25 protein-coding genes are annotated in these 25,529 nt (G+C 62.9%); 7 read left to right on the forward strand and 18 right to left on the reverse strand.

What is annotated here, in order from left to right:
- Positions 1-189 precede the first annotated feature (189 nt).
- Positions 190-642: a hypothetical protein gene (locus DCO48_RS15505; RefSeq protein WP_116551494.1), complete on the reverse strand. Its 453-nt coding sequence runs from the start codon at positions 640-642 to the stop codon at positions 190-192.
- A 154-nt stretch (positions 643-796) separates the two neighbouring features.
- Here DCO48_RS15505 and DCO48_RS15510 point away from each other — a divergent pair, with 154 nt between their 5' ends.
- Positions 797-985: a hypothetical protein gene (locus DCO48_RS15510; protein WP_116551495.1), complete on the forward strand. Its 189-nt coding sequence runs from the start codon at positions 797-799 to the stop codon at positions 983-985.
- A 38-nt stretch (positions 986-1,023) separates the two neighbouring features.
- Here DCO48_RS15510 and DCO48_RS15515 read toward each other — a convergent pair whose 3' ends face one another.
- Positions 1,024-1,410 (reverse strand): fe2+ zn2+ uptake regulation protein, encoded by a 387-nt coding sequence (locus tag DCO48_RS15515; RefSeq protein WP_116551496.1) that lies wholly within the window; start codon positions 1,408-1,410, stop codon positions 1,024-1,026.
- 208 nt (positions 1,411-1,618) lie between these two features.
- Between DCO48_RS15515 and DCO48_RS15520 the strand changes: the two genes are divergently transcribed.
- Positions 1,619-3,943: an acylase gene (locus DCO48_RS15520; RefSeq protein ID WP_256584081.1), complete on the forward strand. Its 2,325-nt coding sequence runs from the start codon at positions 1,619-1,621 to the stop codon at positions 3,941-3,943.
- Positions 3,944-4,055: 112 nt separating this feature from the next.
- On the opposite strand, the gene yegQ is transcribed toward DCO48_RS15520, so the two are convergent.
- Positions 4,056-5,375 carry a tRNA 5-hydroxyuridine modification protein YegQ gene (yegQ, locus tag DCO48_RS15525; protein ID WP_116551497.1) on the reverse strand — a complete coding sequence of 440 codons (1,320 nt, stop codon included), beginning with the start codon at positions 5,373-5,375 and terminating at the stop codon, positions 4,056-4,058.
- A 136-nt stretch (positions 5,376-5,511) separates the two neighbouring features.
- Between yegQ and DCO48_RS15530 the strand changes: the two genes are divergently transcribed.
- Entirely contained in the window at positions 5,512-5,940 is a 429-nt protein-coding gene (locus DCO48_RS15530) for an AI-2E family transporter (RefSeq protein ID WP_371919515.1), read from the forward strand.
- 3 nt (positions 5,941-5,943) lie between these two features.
- Here the strand turns inward: DCO48_RS15530 and DCO48_RS15535 are convergent, their stop codons facing one another.
- Entirely contained in the window at positions 5,944-8,049 is a 2,106-nt protein-coding gene (locus tag DCO48_RS15535; RefSeq protein WP_116551498.1) for a TonB-dependent receptor domain-containing protein, read from the reverse strand.
- A gap of 213 nt (positions 8,050-8,262) precedes the next feature.
- On the opposite strand from DCO48_RS15535, the gene DCO48_RS15540 reads away from it, so the two are divergent.
- From DCO48_RS15540 to DCO48_RS15550, 3 genes are read left to right on the forward strand one after another with little or no spacing between them, the layout of a single operon-like run.
- Entirely contained in the window at positions 8,263-8,538 is a 276-nt protein-coding gene (locus DCO48_RS15540; RefSeq protein WP_116551499.1) for a LuxR family transcriptional regulator, read from the forward strand.
- A 36-nt stretch (positions 8,539-8,574) separates the two neighbouring features.
- Positions 8,575-8,913 carry a head completion/stabilization protein gene (locus DCO48_RS15545; protein ID WP_116551500.1) on the forward strand — a complete coding sequence of 113 codons (339 nt, stop codon included), beginning with the start codon at positions 8,575-8,577 and terminating at the stop codon, positions 8,911-8,913.
- A complete protein-coding gene (locus DCO48_RS15550; protein ID WP_116551501.1) occupies positions 8,906-9,262 on the forward strand; it encodes a putative holin in 357 nt (118 codons plus the stop codon). Before DCO48_RS15545 ends, DCO48_RS15550 begins: the two co-directional genes overlap by 8 nt.
- Position 9,263: 1 nt before the next feature.
- Here DCO48_RS15550 and DCO48_RS15555 read toward each other — a convergent pair whose 3' ends face one another.
- Positions 9,264-9,659, reverse strand: a complete 396-nt coding sequence (locus tag DCO48_RS15555; protein ID WP_116551502.1) for a helix-turn-helix domain-containing protein — start codon at positions 9,657-9,659, stop codon at positions 9,264-9,266.
- Positions 9,660-9,896: 237 nt separating this feature from the next.
- Between DCO48_RS15555 and DCO48_RS15560 the strand changes: the two genes are divergently transcribed.
- Positions 9,897-10,187, forward strand: coding sequence for an ogr/Delta-like zinc finger family protein (locus tag DCO48_RS15560; RefSeq protein WP_116551503.1), 291 nt, complete (start codon positions 9,897-9,899; stop codon positions 10,185-10,187).
- A 67-nt stretch (positions 10,188-10,254) separates the two neighbouring features.
- Here DCO48_RS15560 and nuoN read toward each other — a convergent pair whose 3' ends face one another.
- The 13 genes from nuoN to DCO48_RS15625 form a co-directional block, all read right to left on the reverse strand.
- Positions 10,255-11,724 (reverse strand): NADH-quinone oxidoreductase subunit NuoN, encoded by a 1,470-nt coding sequence (gene nuoN / locus DCO48_RS15565; protein WP_116551504.1) that lies wholly within the window; start codon positions 11,722-11,724, stop codon positions 10,255-10,257.
- A gap of 7 nt (positions 11,725-11,731) precedes the next feature.
- Positions 11,732-13,264 (reverse strand): NADH-quinone oxidoreductase subunit M, encoded by a 1,533-nt coding sequence (gene nuoM / locus DCO48_RS15570; protein WP_116551505.1) that lies wholly within the window; start codon positions 13,262-13,264, stop codon positions 11,732-11,734.
- Positions 13,265-13,303: 39 nt separating this feature from the next.
- A complete protein-coding gene (nuoL, locus tag DCO48_RS15575; protein ID WP_116551506.1) occupies positions 13,304-15,157 on the reverse strand; it encodes an NADH-quinone oxidoreductase subunit L in 1,854 nt (617 codons plus the stop codon).
- Positions 15,154-15,462, reverse strand: a complete 309-nt coding sequence (nuoK, locus tag DCO48_RS15580) for an NADH-quinone oxidoreductase subunit NuoK (protein ID WP_038612823.1) — start codon at positions 15,460-15,462, stop codon at positions 15,154-15,156. The genes nuoL and nuoK overlap by 4 nt, the downstream gene beginning before the upstream one ends.
- A 4-nt stretch (positions 15,463-15,466) precedes the next feature.
- On the reverse strand, positions 15,467-15,967 hold the full coding sequence (gene nuoJ / locus DCO48_RS15585) for an NADH-quinone oxidoreductase subunit J (RefSeq protein ID WP_116551507.1): 501 nt from the start codon (positions 15,965-15,967) through the stop codon (positions 15,467-15,469).
- A gap of 9 nt (positions 15,968-15,976) precedes the next feature.
- On the reverse strand, positions 15,977-16,525 hold the full coding sequence (nuoI, locus tag DCO48_RS15590) for an NADH-quinone oxidoreductase subunit NuoI (protein ID WP_116551508.1): 549 nt from the start codon (positions 16,523-16,525) through the stop codon (positions 15,977-15,979).
- 11 nt (positions 16,526-16,536) lie between these two features.
- Positions 16,537-17,544 (reverse strand): NADH-quinone oxidoreductase subunit NuoH, encoded by a 1,008-nt coding sequence (gene nuoH, locus DCO48_RS15595; RefSeq protein ID WP_116551509.1) that lies wholly within the window; start codon positions 17,542-17,544, stop codon positions 16,537-16,539.
- On the reverse strand, positions 17,541-20,255 hold the full coding sequence (gene nuoG, locus DCO48_RS15600) for an NADH-quinone oxidoreductase subunit NuoG (RefSeq protein WP_116551510.1): 2,715 nt from the start codon (positions 20,253-20,255) through the stop codon (positions 17,541-17,543). Before nuoG ends, nuoH begins: the two co-directional genes overlap by 4 nt.
- Positions 20,256-20,387: 132 nt before the next feature.
- Positions 20,388-21,749, reverse strand: a complete 1,362-nt coding sequence (nuoF, locus tag DCO48_RS15605; RefSeq protein WP_116551511.1) for an NADH-quinone oxidoreductase subunit NuoF — start codon at positions 21,747-21,749, stop codon at positions 20,388-20,390.
- A complete protein-coding gene (gene nuoE, locus DCO48_RS15610; RefSeq protein ID WP_116551512.1) occupies positions 21,746-22,243 on the reverse strand; it encodes an NADH-quinone oxidoreductase subunit NuoE in 498 nt (165 codons plus the stop codon). The genes nuoF and nuoE overlap by 4 nt, the downstream gene beginning before the upstream one ends.
- Positions 22,244-22,245: 2 nt before the next feature.
- Complete coding sequence (nuoC, locus tag DCO48_RS15615) at positions 22,246-24,027, reverse strand: NADH-quinone oxidoreductase subunit C/D (protein ID WP_116551513.1); 1,782 nt, start codon at positions 24,025-24,027, stop codon at positions 22,246-22,248.
- A gap of 78 nt (positions 24,028-24,105) precedes the next feature.
- Positions 24,106-24,783 (reverse strand): NADH-quinone oxidoreductase subunit B, encoded by a 678-nt coding sequence (locus tag DCO48_RS15620; RefSeq protein ID WP_116551514.1) that lies wholly within the window; start codon positions 24,781-24,783, stop codon positions 24,106-24,108.
- Between the two features lie 10 nt (positions 24,784-24,793).
- A complete protein-coding gene (locus DCO48_RS15625; RefSeq protein WP_116551515.1) occupies positions 24,794-25,207 on the reverse strand; it encodes an NADH-quinone oxidoreductase subunit A in 414 nt (137 codons plus the stop codon).
- Between the last annotated feature and the right edge of the window lie 322 nt (positions 25,208-25,529).

Genomic DNA, 25,529 nt, shown 5'->3' on the forward strand with positions numbered 1-25,529 from the left:
ATCGATTCTCGGCGACCGGCCGGCATGATTTCTAGGGTGCAAGCGGGTCTGAGTCAGTAGTCATTGCACTCAGTTTCGGTAGGATTCTGTGAGGCAGCATGTACGGCCTTTCCCTGCTGAGTAGGTCAACCCCTTGTGCGGCGTGATGGCTTGCCCGGCGAACCTGTCATGGGTAGGCAAACCTGCGTGTCAGCAGGGCTGCGCCCGCAGCAGGCTGACCTGACGCAGGTGCGGGCGGGTATCGATCGGGAGCGGCGTCGGTACGGTTCGCCAGTCGACCCACAGGCACAGGGCGCTGAGGCGGGTCTGGCCGTGCAGGCCGATCTCGGTTGGGTGGAAGTCGCGGCGATAGCGCGCCAGGCTCACGCCTTCGGCGCTAACCTGTTGGGCGCTGGCGAGGGTGGCTTTGGCCAGGGCCGGCAGTTGTGCCTGGGCGAGGGTAAAGTGCAGTTCGCTGCGCGGGTCGAGATAGCCGGCGGCGCGGCTGCGTTGCCAGAGCTGTTGCCACTGGCTGCTGCCGGCCGTTTGCGCCAGGGTCTGGCCGAGGCTGTGCAGGGTCTCTGGGGGGAGTTGCGCGGTGCTCAAGGCGTGGCTGTCTAGGCTGATCAGCAGCACCAGGCAGCCCGGAAGGGCATGTTTCATGGGGCATCTCGCAGTTGGCTGGGCAACGGCCCGGGGCCTCATGGTTGCAAGGGCCACAGACGGAAAAAACCGGGAAAACATCCTCCCGCAGCCTGTATCATGGCCGCCGGCCGATCGGTGGCCGTTCAATTGTCAATGCCGCAAGGATTTTTCCATGACTCAAGGCCAACGCCTGAAATACTCGATCCTGATTTCCCTGGTCGTACTGGGGGCCATGCTGGGCCTGTCGTACCTGCAGAAGCAGGGCATCATCAGCGAGCAGGTGTTTCAGTACGTCGCCATCGGGATTGCCGTGGTGGTGGTGATCGTCAACGGGATCATGCGCCGCAAGGTCAAGTTCTAAGCAGTAGGCGCTGCGGCCGGCCAGCGCCGGCCGCAGGTTCAGCGGGCGCTGCCGTCGAGCACGGCCCGGGCCTCGGGGTTGAGGCTGTAGCATTTGTCGCTGCCCAGGCTGATTACGCCTTCGGCACACAGGCGCTTGAGCACCTCGCGCACACTGAGGAACGACAGCGGAATATCCAGCTGTTCGAGCTGGCTGTGGACCCCGCGCACGCCGATGCTGCGACCATGCCGGTCGGCCATGTGCAGCGCATCGATGACTTTGAGACGAATCAGGCTGGTGCGCAGACCGAACGCCTTGAGTAGCTCGCGGATGTGTTCGTTACCGGCGCGTTCCTCGCTGTCCGGTACCTCGGCCTGACCCTGCAACGGGGCGTTGGCCTTGCGTCTGAAGCGTGCCGGGGTAACCGGCTGTTGCTGGTTGTACATGCGAAAACTCCCTTTTCAGAGCCTGTCCAATTTGCGATTGCCGCTCACACCTAATAAGACGTATGAGCAGGGCAAATCTGCAGCCTCTGAAGAAAAATATTGCCCCTCTCTTTCTCAAGACGAACAACTCGGGCAAATCACGTAAATTTTCCACCTGAAATTCGTTTCACTCAGACTGAATTCCCATCCTGACCCTGCCGGAGTCCGTGTGATCACCCACCGCCCGCTTTCCACCCTGTGTCTGGTCGCCGCCCTGGTCGGCCTCAGCCTTTCTGCCCAGGCCCGCGTGGGGCCCGGGGAGGTCAGCGCCGAGATCCGTCGCAGCAGCTTCGGCGTGCCGCATATCCTGGCCAAGGACGAACGTGGCCTGGGCTACGGCATCGGCTATGCCTATGCGCAGGACAACCTGTGCCTGCTCGGCAACGAAGTGCTGACGGTGAGCGGCGAGCGTTCGCGGTTCTTCGGCCCGCTGGGGAAAACCCTGGAGCAACGCGAAAACCTCACCAGCGATCTGTTTTTCAACTGGCTGAATACGCCGACCGCGGTGTTCGGTTTCTGGCAGGCGCAGCCGCAGCCGATTCGCTCGCTGCTCGAAGGTTATGCCCTGGGCTACAACCGGGCGCTGCTCGAGCGCCGTGCGCAGGGCTTGCCCGCCGGGTGCCTGCAAGGCGAATGGCTACGGCCGATCACGGCGCTTGATCTGGTCAAATTGACCCGCCGGCTGCTGGTGGAGGGCGGGATCGGGCAATTTGCCGAGGCGTTGGTCGCGGCCGCGCCACCCAAGGCCTCGGCGGCGCTGGAGCGCAGTGACTTCGCCGGGGCTCAGGCGCGCCGCGAGCGATTCGCCCTCGAACGCGGCAGCAATGCCGTGGCAATTGGTCACGAGCGTTCGTTCAACGGCCGCGGCATGCTCCTGGCCAACCCGCATTTCCCGTGGGCCGGCGGTATGCGCTTCTACCAGATGCAACTGAGCGTGCCGGGCAAGCTCGATGTGATGGGCGCGGCGCTGCCAGGCTTGCCGTTGATCAATATCGGCTTCAACCGGCACTTGGCCTGGACGCACACGGTGGACACCTCCAAGCACTTCACGGTGTTCCGTTTGCAGCTCGACCCCAAGGACCCGACCCATTATCTGCTCGATGGCAAGTCGTTGCCGTTGCGCCGGCAGACACTGACGGTCACGGTCAAAGGTGACGACGGCCAGTTGCGCCCGGTGAGCCGCGATGTGTTCAGCTCCGGTTTCGGCCCGGTGGTGGTCTGGCCAGGCATGCTCGACTGGACCCCGCAGGTCGCCTTCAGCCTACGCGATGCCAACCTGGAGAACACCCGGGTGCTGCAGCAGTGGTACCGCATGAATCAGGCCGACAGCCTCAAAGCGTTGCAGCAGTCGGTGCAGGACCTGCAGGGCATCCCGTGGGTCAATACGCTGGCGGTGGATGCCAAGGGCAATACGCTGTACCTGAACCAGTCGGTGGTGCCTTACGTCGATCAGGCCTTGCTTGCACAGTGCAGTGATCCCGCGGCGGGGCAGGAGCTGATCGTGCTCGATGGTTCGCGCAGCGCCTGCAATTGGAAGGTCGATCCGCGCGCGGCGCAGCCGGGGATCTTCCCGGCGCAGCTGCAACCGTCACTGGCGCGTACCGACTTTATCCAGCACGCCAACGATTCGGCCTGGCTGGTCAACCCGGCGCAGCCGTTGCGCGGCTTTTCGCCGCTGATCAGCCGCGACGGCCAGCCGCTGGGGCCACGTAGCCGGTTTGCCCTGGAACGTCTGGCGCAGTTGCAGAACGCCGGCAAGATTACCCCGGCCGATCTGCAGAACATGGTGATGGACGACCAGGTGTACCTGGCCGAGCTGCTGCTGCCGGACCTGCTGCACTGGTGTGACAGCGTGGCCGGGGATGCCCGGCTGGCAGCGCTGTGTGTCAGTCTCAAGGCCTGGGATGGCAAGACGAATCTGCAGAGCGGCATCGGCCTGGTGCATTTCCAGAACATTGTCCAGGGGTTGAACAAGCACGGCGGCTTCTGGCGGCTGGCGTTCGATCCGGCCGACCCGCAGCATACCCCGCGCGGGCTGGCAGTCGAGCGCGCCGAGGTGGCCGCGCACCTGCATGAGGCGGCGCTGGCGTCGCTCAAGCAGGTGCAGGCAGCCGGGCTGAACGCGCACAGCCGCTGGGGGCAGATCCAGCAGGCTGTGGATGGCACGCCGATTCATGGCGGGCCGGCCAACCTGGGGGTGTACAACGCGATCCAGAGTATCGAGGTGGCGCCTGGCAAACGTGTGGTGGTGAGCGGTACCAGCTATCTGCAGGTAGTCACGTTCGACGACCAGGGGCCACAGGCCCTGGGGCTGCTGGCGTTCTCGCAATCGAGCGAGAAGGGCGCAGTGCATGCCAGCGACCAGACCCGGGCATTTTCGGCCAAGCAGTGGCAGCGGATTCCGTTTACCGAAGCGCAGATCAAGGCGGATCCGCAGTATCGGTCGCTGCTGATTCGTGAGGCGGAGCCGGTGGTGGTTGAGGGCAAGCCTTGAGCTGATGACCCTATCGCGGCACGAGTCGGATCGCCGCACCGCCGCCCACAGTGGTCCGGTGTATGCCGTTCCGTGTGGGAGTGGGCTAGTGCGATGCGGCCGGCAAGAGCCGCTACGGGTTCAGGTCTCGCAACAACAAGCCAAAGCTCAGCTCTACCTGCTCCGGAATCGGCAGATACACGGTGTGCCCATCCCCCGGTGCCACTTCGATCGGGTTGCCCTGGCGATCGCGCAACTGGTTCAGGTCGAAGTGGTAGTTGCCGCGTGGCGTCATCAATTCCAGGTGATCGCCCAGCGCAAAGCGATTCTTCACCTGCACTTCGGCCAGCCCGCCAACCCGCTCCCCGGTCAGCTCGCCAACGAACTGCTGACGATCGGACACCGAGTTGCCGCGTTGGTAGTTCTGGTACTCGTCGTGCACATGCCGACGCAAAAAGCCTTCGGTATAACCCCGCTGCGCCAGTGACTCCAGGTTGAGCATCAGCGACCGGTCGAACTCGCGCCCTTCGACCGCGTCATCGATTGCCTGACGATACGCCTGGGTGGTGCGCGCGCAGTAGAAGTGCGATTTGGTCCGCCCCTCGATCTTCAGCGAATGCACACCCATCCGTGTCAGCCGCTCGACATGCTGCACCGCGCGCAGGTCCTTGGCGTTCATGATGTAGGTGCCATGCTCGTCTTCGAACGCCGGCATGTCCTCGCCCGGCCGATTGCTTTCCTGCAACACGAACACCTGCTCGGTCGGTGCGCCGATGCCCAGGGTCGGGTCGACCTGGCGGACGATATCGCCGGTTTCGTTCTCGGTGGCCGGGGTGGCGCTGTATTTCCAGCGGCAGGCGTTGGTGCAACTGCCCTGATTGGCGTCGCGCCGGTTCAGGTAGCCGGACAACAGGCAGCGCCCGGAATAGGCCATGCACAGCGCACCATGGACAAACACTTCGAGCTCCATTGCCGGGACCTGCTGGCGAATCTCCTCGATCTCCTCCAACGACAGCTCGCGTGACAGGATCACCCGTGTCAGGCCCATCTGCTGCCAGAACCGCACACTGGCCCAGTTGACCGTGTTGGCCTGTACCGAGAGGTGAATCGGCATCTGCGGGAAGTGCTCACGAACCAGCATGATCAATCCAGGATCGGACATGATCAGCGCATCTGGCGCCATCTCGATCACGGGTGCGAGGTCTTTGAGGAAGGTCTTCAGCTTGGCGTTGTGTGGGGCAATGTTCACCACCACGTAGAAGCGCTTGCCCTGAGCCTGCGCCTCGCGGATGCCGAGGGCCAGGTTGGCGTGGTCGAATTCGTTGTTGCGCACCCGCAGGCTATAGCGCGGCTGGCCGGCGTAAACCGCATCGGCGCCGTAGGCGAAGGCGTAGCGCATGTTCTTCAGGGTGCCGGCAGGGGCCAGCAATTCGGGTCGGGCGAGAAGGGTCATGATCGGGCTGCGGCAAAAGGCGAGGATGCTAGCGCCAGTGCCGAAGGCTTTTATTGATCTACGGCAAGGGCACTTTCCGTTGTGCGCCGCGCACTAACGTTCAGAGCGCAAAAGAGCGGACATGAACGAAACAGTTTTGCAGCACAAGGCCCTGCTGGTGTTACTGGCCCTGGTCAGCATTGCCTTCATCTGGATTCTGCTGCCGTACTACGGTGCGGTGTTCTGGGCGGTGCTGATGGGTTTTCTGTCGCTACTGCCGGCAGTGGGGGCGGGGATCGTTTGGGGGCCGGTGGAGGCGTATTTCCTGCTCAACGGGATGATCTGGCAAGGGGTGGTGCTGACGGCCTTCGGCGTACTGGTGATCGGCATGGTCGACAACGTGTTGCGGCCGATCCTGGTCGGCAAGGACACGCGCATGCCCGATTACCTGATCCTCATCTCGACCCTCGGCGGCCTGGCTGTGTTTGGCCTCAACGGCTTTGTGATCGGGCCGTTGATTGCCGCCTTGTTCATGTCCAGCTGGAGCATCTTCGTTGCCACCAAGCCGCAGGTGCAGTTGCCGTGATGGCTACTTCCAGCGGTAGGCAACGCCGACATAGGCGCCAAAGCCTTCGCCCGGCGTCGAGCGGGCAGTATCCACGCCCTTGTCGTTATAGCCCGGGGTGACCGTGGCCGCGTAGCGCTCGTTGGTCAGGTTGCGCAGGTCGAGCCAGGTTTGCCAGTCGTCTTTGGGCGAGGTGTAGCCGACGCTCGCGCCGAGCAGCGCATAGGGATCGGTTGGGTAGGAATTGGCGTAGTCGACCTGCACCTTGGAGGCCATCTGCGTGTTCAGCCCGGCATAGAAACCGCTCGGGTGATCGAAGCGCAACTCGGCCTGGTAGTAGTGCATCGGGATGCCGGGCAAGCGGTTGTCGCCGAACTGCGGGTCATCGCGGTAGTGGAAGTCGCTGAAGGTGTAGGCCTGGCGCAGCGATAGCCGGCCGACCCCGGCGCGCTGCCAGAGCGGGCTGTCGAGGGCGGCTTCGATGCCCTGGTGGACGGTGGGGCTGGCGTTCGCTTCGCCGACGATCGAGGCGGTCGTCAGGCTCGCTGCCTGGGTTTCCACGGTCAGCAATTCATGACGCACGGCCGAGTAGTACCAGGCCAGGTCCCAGTGGCCCCAGGCAGCATCACCACGGGCGCCGAGCTCCAGGGTGGTGGCGGTCTGGTTCTGCAGCTCGATGGGCTGAATCTGCCGCCCGCCGATGGCTGGCGAACTCCAGATCAACGCCCACGGGTGCGGCGGTTCGACCGAGCGGCTGAGGTTGCCATACACCTGCAACTGCGGGCTGATGTCGTAGCGCAGGCCCAAGCGTGGCGCGTAGTCCCAGTCGTGCTGGCTGACCTTGCCGCCATCGAGCGGGTAGCTCACGGCACTTTCGCGGCGGGTGTAGATCATCGCCAGCCCGCTGCTCAGCCACAGGTTTGGGATCAGTTCCAGTTCGTTGCCGATGTGCAGCACGCTGTCGGAGCCCTGGTAGCTGAAGTCGCGGGTGCGGGTGCCGACCGGGGCGCTGGTGGTGTTTTGCACCCGGACGAATTCCGAAGCGCCAGCGTTGGGCAGGTGCTTGGTCGAGCGCCAGCCGACAGTGGTCTTGCTCTCGTGGCCGAACAGGGTATCGCGGCGGACGTAGTTCAGGCTGCCGCTGACATCGCTGTAGGCAACTTTCAGCCGGTTCGGGCCCTCGCGCAGGTCCATCGGGTAGTCGTGATAGACCAGCCCGGCCTCCAGGCGTGAGTCGTCGTCGAGGTAGAAGGTGGTCTTGTTACCCAGCCAGGTGCTGCCCGGCTGCGGGCGACTGGCGTCGCGGGCCAGATAAACCGGGTTGGCGGCGCGCGGGTCGTGCTTGATCTGCGCCTGGGTCAGGCGCCCGGCCAGGTCGTTTTCGGTTTCCCGGTAACGCAGGTAGAAGCGGGTCTCCAGGTTCGGGTTGAAGCGGTAGCCGACGTTGGCCGCGATGCCCTTGGCGCTGCCGCTGCTGTGTTGCTGGTAGCCGTCGTATTCGGCGTCGGTGAGGGCCACGTAGTAGTCGAGGTCGCCGAGCACTTGCCCGGAACTGACATGTCGTTTCATGTACCCACGGCTGCCGGCCTCAAGGCGCAGCTCCAGCGGCGCAGCGTCATAGCCGGTGTGACTCACGTAGTTGATCGCGCCGCCCAGGGCGAGGGCGCCCTGGGCGAAGCCGTTGGCGCCGCGTAGCACTTCGGCGCGGCTCAGCCACAGCGGTTCGAACAGTTCGTAGGGCGTGCCGCCGGGACCGCTCAGCGGCAGCCCGTCGAACAGGGTGTAAACCCCGGAGCCATGGCTGCCGGGCGCACGGTTGATGCCCGAGCCACGAATCGACAGCTTGATGCCGTCGTTGCCCGCCGACTGCGCAAACACGCCCGGTTGGTAAGCCAGCACGTCCTGGTTGCTGGCGACGCGACCCTGGCCAACCCGCTGCATGTCGATCAGGTTGGTGCCGCCGTGCACCTGCTGCAGGCGTTCGCGCGCTTCGTTCAGTTCTGCGCTTTGTTGCTGAGCATCGATCAGTACCTGGCCGAGTTCCAGCGGTGCAGCGGCCTGCGCCGAGGCGCTGGCGATAAACAGGCCGAGCAGGCCAAGAGAGGAAGGGCAGGGCAAAGAGGGGCGCATCGTACAACTCCAACGGCTGCGACTGGCGAAGATGACAGCTCAGACGCACGAAACGGCTGCCGAAGCACGCCAGTTGACGCCGATGCAGCGCAAAACATCGGCGGTCAAACCTGTAGCCCGATTCTGTAGTTGCGCCAGGTACAACTGACGTCGCTGGTCGGCTACCGGGGGCAATTCGTATCGTTTGCGCATTCCACTTCGAGTGACAGCGCTATGAACGATGCTCAAACCAAACCCCAGCCCTTGACCCGAAACCGCCCCAGCGTCGTCGATGGGCAGGGCCAGCCGGTTCGTCTTACACCACGCGAACAGGAGGTCCTGTACTACTGCGCGCACGCCAAGACCTCATGGGAGATCGGCCGAATCCTCGGCTGCGAGGCGTCAACCGTTAACTATCACGTCGGCAACATCCTGCGAAAGTTTTCGGTGTGCACGCGGGTTGCGGCGGTCATCAAAGCCTTGCGCTATGGCCTGCTGACCATTCAGTAAGGACACAACGTGGCATCAACCGAGAAGGAAGCACCTATGCAAAGCCCCCCGTGCAGGCGCTGGCTGGCCAGCCACGACCCGTTCTGGCCCCGCATCGACCTGACTACCCTGCGCCATGCCCTGGACCTGTGTCCAAGCGTCAGTGATGTCCGACTTGAGCTGGCGACCCGCGTGGCCGTGGACCACGTTGCGCAAGACCTCGCGCATTGGCGCAAGGTGCTGCGTGAACAAGGTTATCGCTACCTGGAAGACCTGCCAGTCGCCACCGACAAGCAGCCGGGGCTGGCCTGCACCTATCTGCGTGCGGTTCAGGTGCAGACGCGTCAGTTGCTGCAGCGCGGGTTTGATTCGGCGGCGGAGGTGAGCCATGAGTGAGCCAACCAGTGCAGCGGCCTCCAGCGTGCTTGTTGGGCTCAGCCTGGCCTCGGTGCTGCCTCAGGTCAACGGCGAGGCTGTGTTCGGTGCGTTGCTCGGCGCCTGGCTGGTGGCGGCCACCCGGCGCCGGCTGAAAACCTGGCAACGCCTGGGCTCGCTGTTGCTCTCGGCGGGCGTCGGCTACCTGTTTTCACCACAAGTGATGGCACTGGCGCCGTTCTTCGACCCTGGGGTCGCCGCCTTCGTCGCCGCAGTGCTGGTGATTCCGATCAGCATCAAGGTGATGCTCTGGGTCGGTAAGGCGCAACTGCAGGACATCCTCCAACGCATACGCGGCGGAGGTGCCTGACTCAGCGGTTGCGCTGTAGGTGTTGGTTCATGTCTTCGACCTGCTGTTCCAGTGCGCGCAGGCGCTGCTTGTCTTGCACGGCCAGGGCAATGGCGTGGCGATCCGCCGGATCGAGCTGACGTAGTTGCGCCAGCAGCTGCGCTTCCCACTCGCCGGCGTCGGCGCTGGGGGGCGACTGGCGCAGTGGCTGGCCTTCACCGAGCAGCAGCCAGTCGAGCGACAGGCCATGCTTGGCTGCCAGGTCTACGCAAATCGAGTAAGGGACGCTGTCGCGCATCTTCCAGCTACTGAGGGTTTGCGGGCTGACACCAAGCGCATTGGAGAGTGCGGAGTCGGTGCTGGAGGCAGTTACTTGCTTCATCCGTATAAGCACGCCGGCAAGGCCATTTACACTCATTTTGAGTATCCCTGTGGGAACTGTGTGACGCGTCTTGTAAAAATATACTCAAATTGAGTAAATAAGCTCTGTAACATTGAATGCTACCCGGAAGGAAAAAGTCCCGATGATGAGAAATTCTAAACGAAAAAGGAAACAATCCTTCGGCTGTTCTGCCAAAAGCTTACAGCGGATTACCGAATCAACAACTTGTTCTGCCGGCATCGCTGTGTTGGGCGGGCGGTGTGGGGGACGGGCGTGAGTACTTACAAACTGGTTTGCCCGCATTGCAAAAGCCGTATGCGTATTCGCACCAGCGAAGGCCGCCACATCTTCCTGCGCGTAGCCTACCTGCAATGCACCACTGAAGCCTGCGGTTGGGCGGTGCGCGCCGAATTCGAGATGACCCATGAGCTGTCGCCAAGCGGGATGCCCGACCCGCATGTGTTTTTGCCGCGCGCCAACAACGATCTGCGCCGGGCGGCGCTGAAGCCCGAGGCGGGTAAGAAGTCCCCAGCGCTTGAGGGCGGGGTACTGCAGGCGACGTGAGGCCAGCTTTTTCGGGCCCCAAAAAAAACACCCCGCCGAAGCGGGGTGTCTGGTTTTACGCCGGCGATCAACCGATCAGTCGCACGCCTGCATGCTGCACCAGGTCGAGCAGCGGCTGCGGGTAGACACCCAGCACGAAGGCCAGGATAGCGATGGCCAGCAGCATGACGCCGCCGGTGCGCTGTTCCCAGTTCAGCGGGGCATCGTGACGACGCAGGTTCGGCTCGATCAGGAACAGGGTGACCATCACGCGCAGGTAGTAGAAGACGCCGATGGCGCTACCCAGTACCAGGGCACCGACCAGCCACCACAGCTGCGACTCGACGCCGGTGGCGATGATGTAGAACTTGCCGATGAAACCGGCGGTGAGCGGAATACCGGCCAGCGACAGCATCATCACGGTCAGTACCGCTGTCAGGTATGGACGGCGCCAGAACAGGCCACGGTATTCGTACAGGGCGTCAGCGTCGCGGCCGTTGTACGGCGACGACATCAGGGTGATCACGCCGAAGGCGCCGAGGCTGGTGATCACGTAGGTGACCAGGTACACGCCGATGGCTTCGACGGCCAGCCCCTTGCTCGCCACCAGGGCGATCAGCAGGTAGCCGAAGTGGGCGATCGAAGAGTAACCGAGCAGACGCTTGAGGTTGCTCTGGGTCAGCGCCAGCAGGTTACCGACCAGGATCGAGGCAACCGCGATGATCGACAACACGGTGGTCAGCACGCCACTGCTGGCAGCAGGGGAGAGCATGAACAGGCGTACCACCACGGCGAACACTGCCACCTTGCTGGCGGTGGCCAGGAAGGCGGCGACTGGCGCCGGAGCACCTTCGTAGACGTCCGGGGTCCACAGGTGGAACGGCACCAGCGACAGTTTGAACGCCAACCCGACCAGCATCATGCCCAGGCCCAGCTGGGCAATCAGGCTTGGCAGGCTGGTGGCGGCCAGGGCCTTGCCGATACCGTCGAAGCTCAGGCTGCCGGCGTCGGCATACAGCAGCGCCATACCGAACAGCAGGAACGCCGAACCGGCAGCCGAGAGCACCATGTACTTGATGCCGGCTTCCAGCGAACGCTTGTTGAAGAAGGCATAGGCCACCAGGCCGTACACCGGCACCGAGAGCAGCTCCAGGCCGATGAACAGGCCCGCCAGGTGTTGCGCGCAGACCAGCACCAGACCACCGAGGGCGGCCATCAGGATCAGCAGGTAAAGCTCCTCGCGGTTACCCGGGTAGCCTTTGCCGCCGTCGCCCAGGTAGGCGTGGGCGAGGGTCACGCAGGCCAGGGTGGCAACCAGGATCAGCGCCATGTACAGGCAGGCGAAGTTGTCGACCATGAGCAGTGGGGTGACCGCCAATGGGGCCACCTTGAGGGTCGGGATGATCGACAGCAGGGCCAGGTTCAGGCCCACGGTCGATAGCAGGAAGGTTTGCGAATGATTGCGGCGCCAGGCGATTGCCAGCATCACCACGACAATGGTGAGGCTGGTAATCAGCAGCGGCGCAAGCGCGATAAAGTGTTGAATCGTCAGGTCCATAGCGCTCTTACCGGGCCGAAGCGAGTTGAGTGAAGGCGGAGCCGAGCCACTGCTGCACACCGCTCATGGTGGCAGCGGAAGTGTCGAGGAACGGCTGCGGGTAGACGCCCAGCAGGATCAGCAGGCCAGCCAGGCCCAGTACCATGATCATTTCGCGGGTATCCATGCCAGCCAGGACTTCGTCCGACTTCGCCGGGCCGAAGTAGGCACGGTGAATCATGATCAGCGAGTACACCGAACCGAACACCAGGCCGCTGGTGGCGATCACGGTGACCCATGGCGAGCTGACGAAGCTGCCGATCAGGATCAGGAACTCGCCGACAAAGTTGCCGGTGCCTGGCAAGCCGAGCGATGCGGCCGCGAAGAACAGGCTGATGGCTGGCAGGTAAGCGATGCGGTGCCACAGGCCACCCATCTGACGCATGTCACGGGTGTGCAGGCGCTCGTACAGCTGGCCGCTGAGGATAAACAGTGCGGCTGCCGACAGACCGTGCGCCAGCATCTGGATCACCGCGCCTTGCAGGGCCTGCTGGCTGCCGGAATAGATACCGATCAGCACGAAGCCCATGTGCGACACGCTGGAGAAGGCGATCAGGCGCTTGATGTCGGTCTGGGCGAATGCCAGGAACGCACCGTAGAAGATCCCGATCAGACCCAGGGTCATGGCGATCGGCGCAAACTCGGCCGAGGCGTTCGGGAACAGCGGCAGGGCGAAACGCAGCAGGCCGTAGGCAGCGGTTTTCAGCAGGATACCGGCGAGGTCGACGGAACCGGCGGTCGGTGCCTGGGCATGCGCGTCCGGCAGCCAGGAGTGGAACGGTACGACCGGCAGCTTGACCGCGAAGGCGATGAAGAAACCGAGCATCAGCAGGTATTCGGTACCGGACGGCAGGTCAGCCTTGAGCAACTGGGTGTAATCGAAGGTGATTACCCCGGTGTTGTTGTAGTTGACCAGCACCAGACCAAGGATCGCCACCAGCATGATCAGGCCGCTGGCCTGGGTGAAGATGAAGAACTTGGTGGCGGCGTAGATCCGGGTCTTCTTGCCGTCGGAGGAGCTGTGACCCCAGAGCGCGATGAGGAAATACATCGGCACCAGCATCATTTCCCAGAAGAAGAAGAACAGGAACAGGTCCAGGGCCAGGAACACACCGACCACGCCGCCCAGGATCCACATCAGGTTGAGGTGGAAGAAGCCGACGTGACGCTGGATCTCTTTCCAGGAGCACAGTACCGAGAGCACACCGAGCAGGCCGGTGAGCAGGATCATCAGCAGCGACAGGCCGTCGAGGGCCAGGTGCAGGCTGATGCCGAAGCGCTCGATCCACAGCACCTTGAATTCCATCGCCCACTCAGGCGCGGCACCCGGTGCAGGGGCTAGGGTGTAGTCGCCGTTGGCCCACAGCCAGAGGCCGATACCAAGCAGCAGGGACATGGTCAGCAGCGCAATCCAGCGTGGCAGGGTGGCGCCGAAGCGCTCACCCAGCCAGCACAGCAGGCCGCCGATGAAGGGGATCAGGATCAGCCAAGGCAAAATCATGACGGGCTCAATTCCTTTCGCAAAGTCGCAAGGTTCATATCAGACCGCAGCCATCAGGACGGCACCGAGCACAAGCACGGCACCAACGGCGATCGAGGCGGTGTACCAGCGCAGCTGACCGGTTTCGGTTTTGCTCATGGCGGCATGACCGCCCTTCGCCATACGCGGAATCAGGCCAATGCTGCGGTCAACCGGATCCTTGCGCAGGATGTGGCTGATCAGCAGGTAAGGTTTGACGAACAGCTTGTCGTAGATCCAGTCGAAGCCCCAGGCGGCGAACCACCAGGCCGACAGGACGCGGCCGATGCCGCTGTTGGCGATGGCTGTGACCAGGCGACGTTTGCCCAGGAACAGTACCGCAGCCAGCAGGATACCGGCGATGGCGATGGCGCCCGAGGCGATTTCCAGGCTGTGCTTGGCTTCGCCGCCGGCATGCCCGACGCTCTGTGGCAGAACACCGGCCAGTGGCGGGTGGATCAGTGCGCCGATAAAGGTCGACAGCACGATCAGCACGCCCAGTGGCAGCCAGTGGGAAATCCCGTGGCCCGCATGGGCTTCGGTCTTGGCTTCGCCGTGGAAGGCGATGAAGATCAGGCGGAAGGTGTACAGCGAGGTCATGAACGCACCGACCAGGCCGGCGTACAGCAGACCGTTGTTGCCGCTGGCGAACGCTTCCCAGAGGATCTCGTCCTTGGAGTAGAAACCGGCGGTCAGCAGCGGCAGGGCTGCCAGGGCGGCACCACCGACGATGAAGCTGGCATAGGCCAGCGGCAGTTTCTTCCACAGGCCGCCCATCTTGAAGATGTTCTGCTCGTGGTGGCAGGCAACGATCACCGCACCGGAGGCAAGGAACAGCAAGGCCTTGAAGAAGGCGTGGGTCATCAGGTGGAAGATCGCGCCTTCCCAGGCGCCGACGCCCAGGGCGAGGAACATGTAGCCGATCTGGCTCATGGTCGAGTAGGCGAGGATCCGCTTGATGTCGGTTTGCACCAGCGCGGCGAAGCCGGCCAGCACCAGGGTGACACCGCCGACCACGCCGACCAGGTGCAGCACGTCGGGAGCCAGGGCGAACAGACCGTGGGTACGGGCAATCAGGTAGACACCGGCGGTCACCATGGTCGCGGCGTGGATCAGTGCCGAAACCGGAGTCGGGCCGGCCATTGCGTCGGCCAGCCAGGTCTGCAGCGGCAACTGCGCCGATTTACCGACCGCGCCACCCAGCAGCATCAGGGTTGCCAGGACCATCCAGGTGTCGCCCGCCTGGAACTTCTGTGGTGCCAGGACCAGCAGTTCCTGAACGTTCAGGGTGCCCAGTTGCTGGAACAGGATGAACAGGCCGATGGCCATGAACACGTCGCCGATACGGGTGACGATGAAGGCTTTGAGTGCAGCGTTACCGTTGTTGCGGTTGCTGTAGTAGAAACCGATCAACAGGTACGAGCACAGGCCCACGCCTTCCCAACCGAAGTAGATGAACAGCAGGTTGTCGCCCAGGATCAGGAACAGCATGCTGGCAATGAACAGGTTGGTGTAGGCGAAGAACCGCGAGTAACCGGCTTCACCGCGCATGTACCAGGACGCGAACAGGTGGATCAGGAAGCCGACGCCGACGACCACGCCGAGCATGGTCACCGACAGGCCATCCAGGTACAGGGTGAAGTTCGGCGCGAAGCCATCCACCGACATCCACTGCCAGAGCAGTTGGCTGTACGCGCCGCCTTCTGGCGGAGCGACGTTGAACTGCCAGATCACGTAGGTGGTAACGATGGCCGAGAGGCCGATCGAACCCACGCCGATCAGCGCGGAGAGGTTCTCCGAGAACCGTCCACGGGAGAACGACAGCAGCAGGAAGCCGATCAGGGGGAATACGAAAGTCAGAAAGAGAAGGTTCATCCGCGCATCTCACTGGCTGCATCGATGTCGAGGGTGTGGAAGCGGCGGTACAGCTGCAGCAGGATCGCCAGGCCGATACTGGCTTCGGCGGCTGCCAGGCTGATGACCAGGATGAACATGATCTGCCCATCCGGTTGCGCCCAGCGGGCGCCCGCGACGATGAACGCCAGAGCCGCGGCGTTCATCATGATTTCCAGACTCATCAACACGAAAAGAATGTTGCGACGCACCATCAGGCCGACCAGGCCGAGGCAGAACAGAATGCCGGCGACAGCCAGGCCATGTTCCAGAGGAATAGCAGGCATGTGATTACTCCTTCGCCTCGTTGCGGCCGATGTGGAAGGCGGTTACCGCGGCGGCGAGCAGCAGCATCGAAGCCAGCTCCACCACCAGCAGGTAAGGGCCGTACAGGCTGATACCGACAGCCTTGGCGTCGACCGTGGTGTGGCCGATGCCGGCGCCGCTTGGTTCAGCGAAGAGCACGTAGAGCAGCTCGAGCAGCAGCAGGGCGGCGAGAACCACCGGGCCGAGCCAGATGCCCGGCTTGAGCCAGCCGCGCTCCTGGGCGACCGAAGCCGGGCCCAGGTTGAGCATCATCACCACGAAGACGAACAGCACCATGATGGCGCCAGCGTAGGCGATCACTTCGAGTGCGCCGGCAAACGGTGCACCGAGGGCGAAGAAGGTCATCGCCACCGAGATCAGCGAAATGATCAGGTAGAGCAGGGCGTGCACGGGGTTGGTGTTGGTGATCACCCGAAGGGTGGACACCACAGCGACACCGGATGCGAAATAGAAAGCGAATTCCATCTTTCTTCCTTAAGGGAGCAAGCTCTTCACGTTGATCGGCTCGGCTTCGTTCTGCGCGGCGCCTTTCGGCTTGCCGGCAACCGCCATACCTGCAACACGGTAGAAGTTGTAATCAGGGTTCTTGCCGGGGCCGGAGATCAGCAGATCTTCTTTCTCGTACACCAGGTCCTGACGTTTGAACTCGGCCATTTCGAAATCCGGGGTGAGCTGGATCGCGGTGGTCGGGCAGGCTTCCTCGCAGAGGCCGCAGAAAATGCAGCGCGAGAAGTTGATGCGGAAGAACTCGGGGTACCAGCGGCCGTCTTCGGTCTCGGCCTTCTGCAGCGAGATGCAACCGACCGGGCAGGCCACGGCACACAGGTTGCAGGCTACGCAGCGCTCTTCGCCATCCGGGTCGCGGGTCAGCACGATGCGGCCGCGGTAGCGTGGCGGCAGGTACACCGGCTCTTCCGGGTACTGCAGGGTGTCACGTTTACGGAAACCGTGAGAGAACACCATTGCCAGGCTGCGCAGCTGAGTGCCGGTGCCTTTAACGATGTCGCCAATATATTTGAACATGGGTCAAATCCTCACTGGGCCGCAACAGCTGGCGTGTTCAACAACACGATCGCAGCGGTCACCAGCAAATTGATCAGGGTCAGCGGCAGGCAGAATTTCCAGCTGAAGTCCATCACCTGGTCATAACGCGGGCGCGGGATCGAGGCGCGCAGCAGGATGAACAGCATGATGAAGAACGCGGTCTTCAGGGCGAACCAGAGGAACGACAGTTGCGGCAGGATGCCGAACGGGCCGTGCCAGCCACCGAAGAACAGGGTTACCAGCAGCGCCGAGATCAGGATGATGCCGATGTACTCACCAACGAAGAACATGCCCCATTTCATACCGGCATATTCAATGTGGTAACCGTCGGCCAGTTCCTGTTCTGCTTCCGGCTGGTCGAAGGGGTGACGGTGAGTCACGGCCACGCCAGCGATGAAGAAGGTGCAGAAGCCGAAGAACTGCGGAATGATGAACCACAGGTTCTGGGCCTGGTATTCAACGATGTCGCGCATGTTGAACGAACCCACCTGAGCCACCACGCCCATCAGTGCCAAGCCCATGAACACTTCGTACGACACGGTTTGTGCCGATGCCCGCAGGCTGCCGAGCAGGGCGTACTTGTTGTTCGACGACCAGCCGGCGAAGAGCACGGCGTAGACCGACAGACCGGCCATGGCGAAGAAGAACAGCAGGCCGATGTTCAGGTCGGCGACGCCCCAGGTCGGGGTGATCGGGATGATCGAGAAGGCGATCAGCAAGGCGCTCATCGCCACTACCGGCGCCAGGGTGAAGATCACCTTGTCGACGAAGGGTGGGTTCCAGTCTTCCTTGAAGAACATCTTCAGCATGTCGGCAGCAATCTGGAACATGCCGAACGGACCGACGCGGTTCGGACCGTAGCGGTCCTGCCACCAGCCCAGCAGGCGCCGCTCGACGAAGCTGAGCAGCGCGCCGCAGACCACCACCGCGAGCAGCACGACGATGGCCTTGACGACAGTGATGATCACATCGATCACTTCAGGGGTGAACCAGGTCATTGTGCTGCCTCCTGCAGGCCTTCGACGGATGCACCGAAGATGGCAGGCGGAATGCCAGCCAGGCCTTTGGGCAGGGCAACCAGGCCGGCGCCCAGTTCTTCATTGATGCGCAGCGGCAGACGCAGGGTCTGGCCAGCGACGGTCAGGCTCAGCAGCGCGCCGTCGTTGACGCCCAGGCGGTCCGCTTCGGACTTGGCCAGGCCAACGTAGGCCTGGGGGATGCGCTCTTGTACCGGTGCGGCGCGCGAGGAGTTCTCTTCGCTGCCGAACAGGTGGTAGAACGGCACGGCCTGCCAGGTGCCACGGGCCGGGGCGAAGGCGCCCGGAATGCTGGCGAACCAGTTCAGCTTGTCGCCTTGCGATTCGATCAGGCGGGTGCCCGGATCGCCTGCACGCAGGTGACCACCGACCTCGTCCTGGAACTTGTTCCACGCCTGTGGCGAGTTCCAGCCCGGAGACCAGGCGAACGGCACTTGCTGACGCGGTTCGGCCGAACCCGAGTAGCCTTCCATGGAGAAGGCAAACGCGGTGTCCTTGTCCTGCGGGGTACGTGGCTCGTGCACGCTGATGTTGGCGCGCATGGCGGTCCGACCCGAGTAACGCAGCGGCTCACGGGCGAGCTTCATGCCCTTGATGCGGAAGGCGGCGGACGGTGCGGCGTTGACGATACCGGCCAGTTGCGGCGCGGCACTGGCGCAAGCGCTGGTGACGTGGTCGAGCTGGGTCCAGTCGACCGGCTTGTTCAGCAGGGTGGCACGCAGGGCGTGCATCCAGCGCCAGCCCTCGTGAATCAGAATCGAGGCATCCAGGTAGGTGGGGTCGAACACCTGGAAGAAGCGTTGGGCACGGCCTTCCTGGCTGACCAGGGTGCCGTCGCCTTCGGCGAACGAGGCAGCCGGCAGTACCAAGTGGGCACGCTCGGTGGTTGCGGTCTTCTGGTGGTCGGCAACGATCACCACCTTGGCGGCAGCCAGGGCCGCGTCGACCTTGGCGGCAGCAACGCGGCTGTACAGGTCGTTTTCCAGCACGACGATGGCGTCGGCCTTGCCGGCGATCACGGCGTCCAGGGCAGCATCGATGGACTCGCCACCGAGCATGGCCAGGCCGAGGCTGTTGGCTTCCGGCACGACCAGGCTCAACGAGCCGTTTTTCTCACGCAACTTCAGTGCCTTGGCGATGTTCGCCGCGGCCTCGATGAGGGCGTTGGAACCCAGCGAAGTACCGGCTACCACCAGTGGGCGGTTGGCTGCTACCAGGGCATCGGCGATGCGCTTGGCCAGTGCCAGGGCGTCGGCGTCGAGGCCTTCGACCGCCGGGGCGCTCGGGTCGATGGCGTGGGCGACGGCGAAACCGATACGCGCCAAGTCATCCGGGGCAGCGTGCACGCATTCTTCGGCCACGTCGTCGAGCTTGGTCTCGGCCAGGCTGGCGATGAACAGCGGGTACATGGCGTGTTGGCCGATGTTCTTCACCGCAGCGTCCAGCCACGGCTGTACACGCATGGCGTCGGCCATGGCTTCGGCCTTGCCCTTGACCGACTGGCGCAGGGCCAGGGCAATACGCGCAGCGGTCTGGGTCAGGTCTTCGCCGAGGACGAAGACTGCATCGTGGTCTTCCATCTCGCGCAGGGTCGGGACCGGCAGCGGGCTGTCGTTGAGCACCTGCAGGGCCAGGCGTACGCGGCTCAGCTCGCCGGCTTCCATGCCCGAGTAGAAGTACTCGGCACCGACCAGCTCGCGCAGGCCGTAGTTGCTTTCCAGGCTGGCACGTGGCGAGCCGATGCCGACGATGGTGCGGCCGCGGAGCATGTCGGCGGCTTTATCCAGCGCGGCGTCGAGGCCGAGCTTCTGGCCGTCGGCGAGCAGTGGCTGGCGTGGGCGGTCGGTACGGTTGACGTAGCCATAGCCGAAACGGCCACGGTCGCAGAGGAAGTACTGGTTGACCGAACCGTTGAAGCGGTTCTCGATCCGACGCAGTTCGCCGTAACGCTCACCCGGGCTGATGTTGCAACCGCTGGAGCAGCCATGGCAGATGCTCGGGGCGAACTGCATGTCCCATTTACGGTTGTAGCGCTCGGAGTGGGTCTTGTCGGTAAACACACCGGTCGGGCAGACCTCGGTGAGGTTGCCGGAGAACTCGCTCTCCAGGGCGCCGTCTTCGACACGGCCGAAGTAGACGTTGTCGTGTGCGCCGAACACGCCCAGGTCAGTACCGCCGGCGTAGTCCTTGTAGTAACGCACGCAGCGGTAGCAGGCGATGCAGCGGTTCATCTCATGAGCGATGAACGGGCCGAGTTCCTGGTTCTGGTGGGTACGCTTGGTGAAACGGTAGCGGCGCTCGTTGTGGCCGGTCATTACCGTCATGTCTTGCAGGTGGCAGTGACCGCCTTCCTCGCACACCGGGCAGTCGTGCGGGTGGTTGGTCATCAGCCATTCGACGACGCTGGCACGGAATACCTTGGCTTCTTCGTCTTCGATGGAGATCCAGCTACCGTCGGTGGCCGGGGTCATGCAGGACATGACGATACGACCACGGGTGTCGTTCTCGTCGTTGTACTGCTTGACCGCGCACTGGCGGCAGGCGCCAACGCTACCGAGCGCCGGGTGCCAGCAGAAATAGGGGATGTCGAGGCCGAGCGACAGACAGGCCTGTAACAGGTTGTCTGCGCCGTTGACTTCGAGCTCTTTGCCGTCTACGTGGATAGTGGCCATGGTTCAAAGTTCTTCGTTGGCCCGCGTGTGCGGGCGTGGCTAATGGAAAACTGTGTGCCTGCAGCCCGCTACAGGTATCCCCGGGCGAGCTGAGCAAGCAGCGGGTGGCACGGACCACCCGCGTTTTATTCGTTATGCGCCGACTACAATCGGCTTGGCCAGGTCCGGGCGCAGGGCTGCAGGAGCAGAAGCAGCGATGCCGGCCTCGAATTCCGGGCGGAAGTACTTGATCGCGCTACCCAGCGGCTCGACGGCACCCGGGGCGTGCGCACAGAAGGTCTTGCCTGGGCCAAGGAAGCCGACCAGACCCAGCAGGGTCTCGATGTCACCCTGCTGGCCCTGGCCTTTTTCGAGGGCGCGCAGGAGCTTGACGCTCCATGGCAGGCCGTCGCGGCACGGGGTGCAGAAGCCACAGGATTCACGGGCGAAGAACTCTTCCATGTTGCGCAGCAGCGAGACCATGTTGACGCTGTCGTCGACCGCCATGGCCAGGCCGGTACCCATCCGGGTGCCTACCTTGGCGATGCCGCCGGCATACATTTGCGCGTCGAGGTGCTCGGGCAGCAGGAAACCGGTACCAGCACCACCCGGCTGCCAGCACTTGAGCTTGAAACCATCGCGCATGCCGCCGGCGTAGTCTTCGAACAGCTCGCGGGCCTGGACGCCGAACGGCAGTTCCCACAGGCCAGGGTTCTTCACCTTGCCGGAGAAGCCCATCAGCTTGGTGCCGTGGTCTTCGCTGCCTTCGCGGGCCAGCGATTTGTACCAGTCGATGCCGTTGCCGACGATGGCCGGCACGTTGCACAGGGTTTCGACGTTGTTCACGCAGGTCGGTTTGCCCCACACGCCAACGGCTGCCGGGAACGGCGGCTTGGAGCGCGGGTTGGCCCGGCGCCCTTCGAGGGAGTTGATCAGGGCGGTTTCTTCACCGCAGATGTAGCGACCGGCGCCGGTGTGGACGAACAGCTCGAAGTCGAAGCCGCTGCCGAGGATGTTCTTGCCCAGCAGGCCGGCGGCCTTGGCTTCTTCGACCGCACGGTTGAGGTTGCGGGCAGCGGTGGTGTACTCGCCACGCAGGAAGATGTAGCCGCGGTAGGCTTTCAGCGCGCGGGCGCTGATCAGCATGCCTTCGATCAGCAGATGGGGCTGTTGCTCCATCAGCATGCGGTCTTTCCAGGTGTTGGGCTCCATTTCATCCGCGTTGCACAGCAGGTAGCGGATGTTCATGGATTCGTCTTTGGGCATCAGGCCCCATTTGACGCCGGTCGGGAAGCCCGCACCGCCACGGCCCTTGAGGCCGGAATCTTTCACGGTCTGGACGATGTCGTCCTGGGACATTTGTGCCAGGGCCTTGCGGGCGGCAGCGTAGCCGTCCTTGGCCTGGTACTCGTCGAGCCATACCGGTTCGCCGTCGTCACGCAGACGCCAGGTCAGCGGGTGCGTCTCGGCGCTGCGGGCAATGCGGTTGGCCGGGCCGAAGGAAGTGATGGTCATACGTAACCCTCCAGCAGTTTGGTCACGCCAGCAGGCTGGACGTCGCCAAAGGTGTCGTCGTCGATCATCAGGGCCGGGGCCTTGTCGCAGTTACCCAGGCAGCACACTGGCAGCAGGGTGAAGCGGCCATCGGCGGTGGTCTGGCCGAGGCCGATGCCCAGCTCGCTCTGGATCTGGCTGACCACCGACTCGTGGCCGCCGATGTAGCAGACCATGCTGTCGCAGACGCGGATGATGTGCCGGCCAACCGGCTGGCGGAAGATCTGACTATAGAAGGTGGCCACGCCTTCGACGTCGCTGGCGGGAATGCCGAGCAGTTCGCCGATGGCATAGATGGCGCCATCCGGCACCCAGCCGCGGGCCTTCTGAACGATCTTCAGGGCCTCGATGGACGCCGCACGCGGGTCCTCGTAGTGGTGCATCTCGTGCTCGATGGCCGAGCGCTCGGTTTCGCTCAGGACGAAACGATCGGTTTGGATAAGCGTGCTGTTCATGCTTAGCGGTCCACGTCAGCCATAACGAAGTCGATACTGCCCAGGTACGCAATGAGGTCCGCGACCATGCTGCCACGGATCACCGAAGGGATCTGCTGCAGGTGCGGGTAGCTCGGGGTGCGAATCCGGGTGCGGTAGCTCATGGTGCCGCCGTCGCTCGTCAGGTAGTAACTGTTGATGCCCTTGGTCGCCTCGATCATCTGGAAAGATTCGTTGGCCGGCATGACCGGGCCCCACGAAACCTGCAGGAAGTGGGTGATCAGGGTTTCGATGTGCTGCAGGGTGCGCTCTTTCGGCGGCGGCGTGGTCAGCGGGTGATCCGCCTTGTACGGGCCTTCCGGCATGTTGCGCAGGCACTGGTCGATGATGCGGATACTCTGGCGCATCTCTTCGACGCGGACCATGCAGCGGTCATAGGCATCGCCGTTATGGGCCAGCGGTACTTCGAACTCGAAGTTCTCGTAGCCGGAGTACGGACGCGCTTTACGCAGGTCGAAGTCCAGGCCGGTGGAACGCAGGCCAGCACCGGTAACACCCCAGGCCAGGGCCTCTTTGGTGTTGTACTGGGCAACGCCGATGGTCCGCCCCTTGAGGATGCTGTTCTGCAGCGCCGCCTTGGTGTATTCGTCGAGACGCTTGGGCAGCCATTCGACGAAGTCCTTGACCAGCTTGTCCCAGCCGCGTGGCAGGTCGTGGGCGACGCCACCGATACGGTACCAGGCCGGGTGCAGGCGGAAGCCGGTGATCGCTTCGATCACAGTGTAGGCGCGCTGACGGTCGGTGAAGGTGAAGAACACCGGAGTCATGGCGCCAACGTCCTGGATATAGGTACCCAGGAACAGCAGGTGGCTGGTGATGCGGAAGAATTCGGCGAGCATCACGCGGATCACGTCGACTTTCTGCGGCACCTGAATGCCCGCGAGTTTCTCCACGGCCATGACGTACGGCAGGTTGTTCATCACCCCGCCGAGGTAGTCGATTCGGTCGGTGTACGGAATGAAGCTGTGCCAGGACTGGCGCTCGGCCATTTTCTCGGCACCACGGTGGTGGTAGCCGATGTCCGGTACGCAGTCGACGATCTCTTCACCGTCCAACTGCAGGACGATACGGAAGGCACCGTGAGCGGAAGGGTGGTTAGGGCCCAGGTTGAGGAACATGTAGTCCTCGTTGGCGCCCTGACGCTTCATGCCCCAGGCTTCCGGGTTGAAGCGCGCGGCTTCTTCCTCGAGCTGTTGCTTGGCCAGGTTCAGGCTGAACGGGTCGAACTCGGTGGCGCGGGCCGGGAAGTCCTTGCGCAGCGGGTGACCTTCCCAGGTCGGCGGCATCATGATCCGGGTGAGGTGCGGGTGGCCGGCAAAGTCGATGCCGAACATGTCCCAGACTTCACGTTCGTACCAGTTGGCGTTCGGCCAGATACCGGTCACGGTCGGAACGTTCAGGTCGCCTTCGCTGAGGGCCACCTTGATCATCACGTCGCTGTTACGTTCTACCGACATCAGGTGGTAGAACACGGTGAAGTCCGCGCCCGGCAGGCCGCGACGCTGGGTGCGCAGGCGCTCGTCGACGCCGTGCAGGTCGTACAGCATGCTGTACGGCTTCTGCACGTTGCGCAGGAAGTTCATCACTTCGATCAGTTTGGCGCGGGCAACCCACAGTACCGGCATGCCGGTACGGGTTTCCTGGGCGGTGAACGCCTCTGGGCCAAAACGATTGTTCAGTTCGACGACCACATCCTGGTCGTCAGCCTTGTAAGGCGGAATGTAAATAGCGGTGTCCGCTGTCATGGTCTCGGTCGCTTTCGGTCAACGTAGAGAATGAAGCCAGGCCGCCTGTTCGACAGGAACAGGCAGCAGGTCGCTGGATCAGACTTCGTCGGGGCTGCGCAGGTTGGTGACCTGGATGCGCTGTTCACGACGCTGCTCTTTCTGCGAAGGCATCTCGGCGCGGTACACGCCTTGATCGCCGACGACCCAGGAAAGAGGGCGACGCTCCTGGCCAATCGATTCCTGCAGCAGCATCAGGCCTTGCAGGAAAGCTTCAGGGCGAGGCGGGCAGCCAGGCACGTAGACATCCACGGGGAGGAACTTGTCGACCCCCTGAACGACCGAGTAAATGTCGTACATGCCACCGGAGTTGGCGCACGAACCCATGGAGATGACCCACTTGGGTTCGAGCATCTGCTCGTACAGGCGCTGGATGATCGGCGCCATCTTGATGAAGCAGGTGCCGGCGATAACCATGAAGTCGGCCTGACGCGGCGATGCCCGGATGACTTCGGCGCCGAAGCGTGCGATGTCGTGGGGCGCCGTGAAGGCCGTGGTCATCTCCACGTAGCAGCAGGAGAGGCCGAAGTTGTACGGCCACAGGGAGTTCTTGCGACCCCAGTTGACCGCGCCACTGAGCACATCTTCAAGTTTGCCCATGAAGATGTTCTTGTGGACCTGGTCCTCTAGCAGCGAGTCGGAGACGGTTTCCCGTTCGCCGATTGGATATTGCTCGTTAGGCGCATCCGGGTCGATTCTGGTGAGATTGTATTGCATTGCCAAAGCCTCATTGTTTCAGCTTCGCTTGCCGCTTACGACGAGCTTCCGGAGCCCAATCAAGCGCCCCCACCCGATAAAGGTAGACAAGACCTGCCAACAGAATTGCTATGAAAACGAGCGCTTCGACGAATCCGGTCCAGCCGCTTTCGCGGACGGACACAGACCATGCAAAGAGAAAGAGGGCTTCGATATCGAAGATCACGAACAGCATCGCGACCAGATAGAATTTGGCGGATAGGCGCAGACGGGCGCCGCCAGTGGGCAGCATGCCGGATTCGAACGGTTCGTTCTTGCTGCGGCCCCAGGCCTTGCTGCCGAGCAGGGCGGACAGACCGAGCATGAAGGCGCACAGGCCGACGACACCCAAAAGGAAAATGGCAAAGCCCCAGTTGTGGGCGATGAGTCCTGTCGAATCGGGCATGCTGAAAATCCTTAACAGAGAGCGATGGTCTCTGAGCTTGAAAAGAAGTAGAGCAGTGACGATATGTCGCAGCGAAATCTATCGTGCTGATTTTATGGGTAAACCTGGTGCAAGTAAAATTTCTGCAGCAAATTTATTCGTAGCATTAAGAACAAAAATCTTTCGTAATGGTCTGCAGGCCCCGTAGAACGGGCATTGCCCCGGCTTTTGTTAATTATGTTTCTTGTGCCGCGTAATGAACCGCCAACTTTGTAATGATAATTACTATCATTTGACGTCGATTGTTCTGCCTGCGCCAAGCAGTTGCCTGTCAAGTTGTTTG

Origin of the sequence: Pseudomonas sp. SDI, assembly GCF_003105155.1 — a bacterium.
In the GTDB taxonomy this organism is placed as follows: Bacteria; Pseudomonadota; Gammaproteobacteria; order Pseudomonadales; family Pseudomonadaceae; genus Aquipseudomonas.